This window comes from Streptomyces sp. CO7 (assembly GCF_053474865.1).
Genome location: NZ_JBRIOU010000005.1, coordinates 149,563 through 155,185 on the forward strand (window position 1 = coordinate 149,563; position 5,623 = coordinate 155,185).

A 5,623-nucleotide genomic window follows, 5' to 3' on the forward strand; every position below is an offset into this window, starting at 1 on the left:
CCTCACCCCTGCCCCCCGCCGCGCCCCGCGGTCAGTCCTCCAGCCGGACCGGCATCAGGATCGAGAAGGCGTCCTCGGTGTCGGTCCGGCGGACCGCCATGGGCGCGGTGGGGTCACCGAACTCCAGGACCAGCCGGTCCGTTTTCCCGGCCGCGGCGAGCGCCTGCAACAGGAACACCCGGTTGACGGCAACGTGGTCCTTCCCGCCCGTCCCGTCCACCTCCCCGCGGACGCCCACCGTCCCGTCGTCCGCGACCTCAAGCACCGTGACGTCGAAGGTGACCCCGTCCTGCTCGCGCACCTCGCTCGCCCGCACGGGCCCGGTCTCCACCGCCTCCCGCAGGTCCGCGACGTCGACGACGACGCGGTGGCCCGCCGGCAGGTTGACGAGGCGGCGGTAGTCGGGGAACTCGTGGTCGAGGAGCGGCCCGGCGGCCTGACGACCGCCCGCCTCCAGGGCCACGCGGTCACCGTCCACGGTGAGCTGGGCGGACACGTCCTCGCCGAGCAGCGCCCGCATCGCGTCGACCAGCGGCGACGGCACCAGCGCCTGCACCCGCGGTCCGCCGTGCCCGGCGGTCCCGGCCCGCGCGACGGCCATCCGGTACCGGTCGGTGGCCACGACGCGCAGCAGGCCGCCCTCGATGTCGAACAGGACGCCGCCGAGCATCGGCAGCTCCGGATCGGTGCCGGCGGCGAAGCGGACCGCGTCCACCGCGGCGGCCAGCTCGGAGGCGGGGACGGTCAGCCGGACGGCGTCGGTACGGACCGTGGTCATGGGTATCTCCCTGTCGTCGAGAAGCGCTCGGAGCGCGGAGAGCTCCCTGCGGGCGTCGGACAGGCCCAGCTCCAGGCGGCGCAGGTGCGCCTGCAGCAGCTTGCGCACCAGACCGGTGTCCGTACCGGACCACCCGGCCAGCACCAGCCGGATGTCCGCCAGCGGCATCCCCGCCCGGCGCAGCCGGGCCAGCAGCCGGGACTCCTCCAGCTGCTCCGGCGCGTACCAGCGGTAGCCGCTGACCGGATCCACCCAGGCAGGCACCAGTACGCCCGCACGGTCGTAGAACCGCAGGGCGCTGACGCTCAGCCCACTGTCCCGGGCCATCTCACCAATGCTGCGCATCTCGCTCTCCACACCCAGGAGCCTGGTCCCTCGACCATGTCGAGGGTCAACAGCGGCCGACAGCCGTCGGCCCCGCCCGCCGGTCAGGACACCGTCACGTCGAGTACGTGGCCTTCAGGAGCCGGTCGAACGACTCCTCCTCGAAGATGTGGTCGAAGAAGAAACCCTCCACCGTGGTGCCGTTGACCACGACCGTGGGCGTGCCGGAGCCGGCCTGGTTGTCGCTGGTGTCCGCCTCGAACGCCTCTTCCGACGCGGTGACGAAGTCCTCGTACTTCATCGTCCGCACGGCGGAGTCGAAGGCCTCGCCGCGCAGCCCCTCGACCTGGCCCGCGAGCTCCAGCAGGGTTTCCGTGGTGTGGCCGCCCGACAACTCGATCACCGTCGCGTTCTCGAACACCAGGGCGTGGAACTCCGCGAACTTCCCCTGGTCCAGCGCGGCACGGAGGGCGTTCACCGTCTTCCTCGACCCTTCCCCGCCGAGGGACCCGTCCTTGAAGGACGCGAGGGTGTACTCGGCCCTGGCCTCGCCCCGCAGCATCCGCGCACGGAGCGCACGGGCGCCGGTCGCCTCGAAGTCGGCGACGACCGGACAGCGCGGGTCCTCGTAGAGCCGGACCGCGGTCGGCGCGTCCGGGTCGCCCACGACGATCGTCGTGCCGTCCGCGGCCAGCTCCTCCGGAAATCCCTCCAGCGCCGCGTGGGCGGCCACGGACCCCCCGGTGGCCTGCCCGAACTGTGGCCTCGAGCCCCAGTTCGCGTGGATGAGGAGACCTGCACAGACCATCGCCGTCGCGGCGGACAGCACTCTTGCTTTGTTCACCTGCGGATTCTCCGCTCCGCGACGACGCGGAAGCCATACACGGCAGGTCACGATCGGACAGCGCCCCACCGGTGCTCCCCGGGTGCTCCCCGGGTGCTTCCTGGGTGCTCCACCAGCGCCGGTGGAGTACCGGCCATCGGTCATCGCCTCGACACCGACCGCGGCGATCGGGGACGCTTCACACGATGACCAGAATCGGCGACACCCCTCCCGCCTGGGACGAGCGCACCCAGCTCGTCACGTTCCTCGACTACGCCCGTGACACCGTCCGCGCCAAGTGCGAGGGCGTCTCCGCGGAGAACGCGCGCAAGGCCCTCCTGCCGGGCTCACCCCTGATGACCCTGTGCGGAGTGGTCAACCACCTCCGCTGGGTCGAGTCCTACTGGTTCCAGGTGGTCTTCCTCGGCGAGGAGGACCAGAGCCCCTGCACCGACGAGGACCCCGACCGCGAGATGCGCGTCGCCGTCGACTTCCCCCTCACGCAGCTGCTCGACGAGTACGCCGAACAGAGTGCCCGCTACCGCGAGCTGGTCGCCGGTGCCGCCCTGGACCAGCGGGCCCGGCGGACCCTCCGCGACGGCCTCCAGCCCGACCTGCGCTGGATCCTCCTCCACCTCATCGAGGAGACGGCCCGCCACAACGGCCACCTGGACATCCTGCGCGAGATGCTCGACGGCGCGACCGGCGACTAGGCAGGCCGCGACCGGGGCCGCAGCCGGCGACGGCCCTGGTCGCACCACTGCCGCGCATGTCCTCATCGAGCACGCCGCGAGTCGGCTCCCGGGGCGTCACCGCAGCGCTGCACGCGTCGCCGCCATCGCCCAGACCCCCGCCACGGTGAAGACCCCCGCCGCACTCCACCCGAGCACGCCCATCGGGTTCAGCCCGAGGACGTTGTACGCGACCAGCACGTACGGGACCGACAGCACCATCCATCCGCCCAGCAACGGGAACAGCCTCAGCCCGAGCACCGCCACCCACGCCAGGCCCAGCAGCACCCAGCCGAGGATCAGCCACCCCGCGGACGCCAACTCCGTGTTGGTGAAGAACCTCTCGGTATGGCCTGCGGCGGTCATCCGCACCACGTCGCCCCGCCACAGCCGCAGTTCGGCCCGATCCCCCCGCTCCACGTCGTCGTAGAAGCCCTTCCCGACGCCCAGCTTCTCGGTCCGTTCACCGAAGCGGACCCGCGCGGAGTAGTTGGTGGTGCACGTCTGGGAGCCGTTGGAGTCCGAGGTGCACGACACGCTCTTGCCCAGCGCCAGGACGTCGGCCGTGGCCTCGGCGACGCAGTCCTCGGCCGTCCGCCACGACGTGCCGACAGGACACGTGGGCGCCCTCCACTGCTGGGCCACGCCGTCCGCGTTGTCCCCGATCCGGTCGACGCACAGGAGCAGCCCCGGCACCGCCACCGCGAGCGTCAGCACCCGCACCACCGCGTGGAGCGCCCTCTCCTGCGTCCGGCTCAGGTTCTGATACCAGCGCCTCACGCCTCGTAAGAACACCCCTACGACACCCCCGACCGGCCTCGTCCAGCTCGTCCGGCCTACCAGCGTCTGCCATCCCGCCGGGGGGAAGCAATGCCGTGGAGCCGGTCGAACCGATTCGCCCGCGCACGGCGGAGCAGGTGCGAACAGATGTCACGGGAGCCGCTCGGGCGAAGGCCGGTGCCGGCGCGGCCACGGGGCACGTCTCATCACGCAATTCCCTTCTCTCGCGCGCTAGTTGCTGTCTCGTCCGTCCACCCCCTGTACGACGGGAGGCCTCCGTGATCGACTTGGCGCATGAGCTCCCTGATACGTCATGTGACCATCGATGCCGCGGACCCCTACGTTCTCGCGGGCTTCTGGGCCCAGGCCCTGGACGGCTCACTGGCCGACGACGACTTCCCCGGGGACCCGATGGCTCTCGTCACGAGTGCCGGCGCCACCTTGCTGTTCATCAAGGTCGACGACCGCAAGGCAGTGAAGAACCGCGTGCATCTGGATCTTCAGCCCCAGGACCGCACGCGGGACGAGGAGGTCCAGCGCCTGCTCTCCATCGGCGCCACGCTTCAGGGCGACCACCGGCGGCCGGACGGATCCGGGTGGGTCACGCTGCACGACCCCGAGGGCAACGAGTTCTGCGTGGAACGCAGTGCCGGGGAGATGGCCAAGGACTGATCGGCCGACCGGCTGAGCACGGCCGGACCAACGAGCCGGCCCGGGTGAGCGCACAGACACGGCCCGGTCGGCCCGGTCGTCTGGATCGGCTGGGTCGTCGGTCTAGTCGGCGCGTCCGGTGACGGCCACCGTCGCCCCGAGCCCGATCATGGCCAGCCCGCCGGCGCCGCCGATCAGCGCAATACGCCGTGGGGAGCGTCCCAGCCAGTCACACACCGTTGCCGCCTACCCGACGGTGACGGTGTAGGTGATGCGCTCGGGGGCGTCGGGGGAGTCGGCGCCGGCGTCGCAGGTCTTGAAGCACTGCAGCAGGGTGAACTGCGTGGTCCCCTTGCCCTTGGCCTCGAAGGTGAAGACGGTCGGGATGTTGCTGCCGGGCTGGTCCTCGTACTCGTCGGAGTCCACGCGACGACTGCCGTGACTGACCAGCACGGAACTGTCGGGCTGGGGATCGACCAGGTGCCAGGTCCTGCGGGCGGACGGGTTCTCGGTGACCGTGAGGGTGAACTTCTCACCGGGCTCGGCGTTGATACCGGTGTTGTCCAGCGGGCGGCTCGTCGGAGAGCCGGAGCCGCACGCCGTGGCGAACGCGAGGAGCGCGGCGGTCAGCGCGGCCAGGGCGCCGCCCCTGGGCCCGCGTGTGCCGCCGGAGGGTATGGGTGCGGAAGCGGTCATGGTGTGATGCCTCTCCGTCCGTTCGTGGTCGCCCGTCCCCGGCGGCTGTGCCCCCGAGTGCCCGACGGTAGACCGCGTCACCTCCTGGGCCCCCGGATCCCCCGGCTCGCTGTCGGCGAGGCCAGCATGCCACGGCCCTCAGCCCTCTCGCCGCGTGCTCGTCAGAACGCGGGCAATGGTCCAGTTCCCGCGAACTCCCCCCGCTCGGAAGCCCTTTCGCGCAGGCACGGGCCGCAGAGCGTCTCGTCACCCGTCGGGCGGAAGACGGTCACGGTGGAGTGGTCGCCCTCGCACTCCCGCAGTTCGGTGTCCGCCGCCACCGGGAGAGGCGGCGAAGCGTCGCGGTGGCCGGGATCGACGACCGTCGGGGTCGGCGACCACACGGGCGGAACCTCGCGCAGCAGGTACCGGACCAGGCCGCCGGGACGCAGCACGGGCGAGCCGTCGGAGGGCATGCCACGCAGCAGGTGCGTGCGGACGTCACCGATGCTGTGCCCTGCCTCCAGCCAGCGCAGCACCAGCCCGGTCAACTCCCGCCGCATGGCGACGGGCACGCCGCGCAGGTCCGGCGTCAGCCGGGGGAGTGACTCCAGGAGCTCCCGCGCCTGGGCGTGCAGCTCGGGGGCCCCGAGCGCATCGGGAGCGGGGTGCGGCTCGGGCCGGGGTTCCCGTGCGGGGTCCGGATCCGGCTCCGCGGCCGACTCCGTCTCCGGGTCGGGCTCCGGCTCCGGCTCGGGGGCGGGCCCTGGCTCCGGCGCCGGCCCTGTCTCCGGCAGGGGGTCCGGCCCCGGCTCCGTCCCCTCCCACGAGGGCTCGAGCCCGGAAGCCTCAGGTTCCACC

6 protein-coding genes and 2 pseudogenes are annotated in these 5,623 nt (G+C 72.1%); 2 read left to right on the plus strand and 6 right to left on the minus strand.

Going from position 1 to position 5,623, the window contains the following annotated elements:
• Nucleotides 1–31: 31 nt before the first annotated feature.
• Entirely contained in the window at nucleotides 32–1,123 is a 1,092-nt protein-coding gene (locus ACOV8S_RS19035; protein ID WP_448319008.1) for a DNA polymerase III subunit beta family protein, read from the minus strand.
• A gap of 94 nt (nucleotides 1,124–1,217) precedes the next feature.
• Nucleotides 1,218–1,946: a DsbA family protein gene (locus ACOV8S_RS19040; RefSeq protein ID WP_448319009.1), complete on the minus strand. Its 729-nt coding sequence runs from the start codon at nucleotides 1,944–1,946 to the stop codon at nucleotides 1,218–1,220.
• A 185-nt stretch (nucleotides 1,947–2,131) separates the two neighbouring features.
• On the opposite strand from ACOV8S_RS19040, the gene ACOV8S_RS19045 reads away from it, so the two are divergent.
• Nucleotides 2,132–2,638, plus strand: a complete 507-nt coding sequence (locus ACOV8S_RS19045; RefSeq protein WP_448319010.1) for a DinB family protein — start codon at nucleotides 2,132–2,134, stop codon at nucleotides 2,636–2,638.
• A 96-nt stretch (nucleotides 2,639–2,734) separates the two neighbouring features.
• On the opposite strand, the gene ACOV8S_RS19050 is transcribed toward ACOV8S_RS19045, so the two are convergent.
• A complete protein-coding gene (locus ACOV8S_RS19050) occupies nucleotides 2,735–3,436 on the minus strand; it encodes a hypothetical protein (protein ID WP_448319011.1) in 702 nt (233 codons plus the stop codon).
• A 294-nt stretch (nucleotides 3,437–3,730) separates the two neighbouring features.
• Between ACOV8S_RS19050 and ACOV8S_RS19055 the strand changes: the two genes are divergently transcribed.
• The gene (locus ACOV8S_RS19055) at nucleotides 3,731–4,108 is read left to right on the plus strand and encodes a VOC family protein (protein WP_448319012.1); all 378 of its coding nucleotides are present in this window, start codon (nucleotides 3,731–3,733) and stop codon (nucleotides 4,106–4,108) included.
• A 102-nt stretch (nucleotides 4,109–4,210) separates the two neighbouring features.
• On the opposite strand, the pseudogene ACOV8S_RS19060 reads toward ACOV8S_RS19055, so the two are convergent.
• From ACOV8S_RS19060 to ACOV8S_RS19070, 3 genes and pseudogenes are all read right to left on the minus strand, one after another.
• Nucleotides 4,211–4,315: pseudogene (locus ACOV8S_RS19060) on the minus strand (LysE family translocator); the annotation flags it as partial.
• Between the two features lie 18 nt (nucleotides 4,316–4,333).
• The gene (locus ACOV8S_RS19065) at nucleotides 4,334–4,783 is read right to left on the minus strand and encodes a protease inhibitor I42 family protein (RefSeq protein WP_448319013.1); all 450 of its coding nucleotides are present in this window, start codon (nucleotides 4,781–4,783) and stop codon (nucleotides 4,334–4,336) included.
• A 161-nt stretch (nucleotides 4,784–4,944) separates the two neighbouring features.
• A pseudogene (locus tag ACOV8S_RS19070) lies at nucleotides 4,945–5,623 on the minus strand (hypothetical protein); the annotation flags it as partial.